Source organism: Pseudonocardia pini, from assembly GCF_013870575.1.
GTDB lineage: Bacteria > Actinomycetota > Actinomycetes > Mycobacteriales > Pseudonocardiaceae > Pseudonocardia > Pseudonocardia pini.
Genome location: NZ_JACBXB010001009.1, coordinates 1 through 1,621, shown reverse-complemented (window position 1 = coordinate 1,621; position 1,621 = coordinate 1). Strand labels below are relative to the sequence as shown.

1 protein-coding gene is annotated in these 1,621 nt (G+C 73.5%); it reads left to right on the top strand.

Annotated elements, in window-relative coordinates:
• The first annotated feature begins 146 nt into the window (after positions 1-146).
• A complete protein-coding gene (locus tag H5J29_RS31925; RefSeq protein WP_181784639.1) occupies positions 147-1,532 on the top strand; it encodes an NtaA/DmoA family FMN-dependent monooxygenase in 1,386 nt (461 codons plus the stop codon).
• The last annotated feature ends 89 nt before the right edge of the window (positions 1,533-1,621 follow it).

Genomic DNA, 1,621 nt, shown 5'->3' with positions numbered 1-1,621 from the left:
CTGCCCACCGACCTCGACGCGGTCGTGGACGGCCTGGTCCCGGAGCTGCAGCGCCGCGGGCTGTTCCGCACCGGCTACGAGCCGGGGACGCTGCGCGAACGGTTCGGCCTCGAACGGCCCGCGAGCCGGTTCGCGGGGGTGGCGGCATGACCGCGAAGCGGCAGGTGATCCTCGGCGCCTACTTCCCGGGCGTCAACCACGACACCGTGTGGAGCGACCCGGCCTCGGGCAGCCACATCGACTTCGACTCCTTCGAGCACTGGGCCCGCACCGCCGAGCGCGGCACGCTCGACCTGCTGTTCCTCGCGGAGGGCCTGCGGCTGCGCACGCGCGGCGGCCAGGTGTTCGACCAGGACGTCGTCGGGCGGCCGGACACGTTCACCGTGCTGGCCTCGCTCGCCGCGGTGAGCGAGCACATCGGGCTCGCGGGCACGATCAACGCGACCTTCAACGAGCCCTACGAGCTGGCCCGCAGGTTCGCCACGCTGGACATCCTGTCCGGCGGGCGCGCGGCCTGGAACGTCGTGACCAGTTCCGACGCCGACACCGGGGAGAACTTCCGGCGCGGCGGCTTCCTCCGCCACGACCAGCGGTACGAGCGGGCGGGGGAGATCCTCGACGCCGTCCGGGCGCTGTGGGACTCCTGGGGCTCCACCGCCGTGGTGGCGGACAAGGCGAGCGGCCGCTTCCTGCGCGACGCGCACGTGGGCGACTTCGCCTTCCACGGCCGCCAGTTCGACATCGCGGGCCGGTTCACCACCCCGCGCAGCCCGCAGGGCCACCCGGTCGTCCTGCAGGCGGGGGAGTCGCCCGCCGGGCGGGACTTCGCCGCCTCCCGGTCCGACGCGATCTTCTCCCGGTACCAGAGGTTCGAGGAGGCGCAGGCCTTCTACGCCGACGTCAAGGCGCGGGTCGCGAGGTTCGACCGCGATCCGGAGCAGGTGAAGATCCTGCCGTCGGCGTCGGTCGTGCTGGGCGACACCGAGGCCGAGGCCCGCGACCGGCACCGGGACATCCGCAGCAGGCAGGTCGACCCGTTCACCGCCGTCGTGCTGGCCGAGATGGTGTGGAACCGCGACCTCTCGCAGGTCGACCCGGACGGTCCCGTCCCCGAGCTCGACCCCACGCCGGAGGCGCCGAAGTGGATCCGCGGGCGGGCCCCGCTGACCCAGGACGCGCACGCCACGGCCGAGGCCTGGCGCGCGCTCGGCCGCGAGCACGGCTGGTCCCTGCGCGAGGTCGTGACGCACGTGTTCGACCGCGCGGTCTTCGTCGGCACCCCGTCGCACGTGGCGTCCGAGATCGACCGGTACACCCAGGAACGGGCGGTCGACGGGTTCATCCTCGGCTCGCACGTCAGCCCCGTCGGTCTCGACGAGATCGTGGACCGGGTGGTGCCCCACCTGCGAGACCGCGGGGTGTTCCGCGCGGCGTACACCGGCACGACCCTGCGCGACAACCTCGGCCTGCACCCGCCGTCGGGTCTCGGCGAACCGCCTGCTCGAGCGGGCACCCACCGCACGGCCTCCTGACCGACCCACTCCCGCCGGTCGACCCCGATCGGTCCACCCCGAAGGAACGAAGCACCGATGACCGCACGATCGCGCCGGGCACTGTTGCC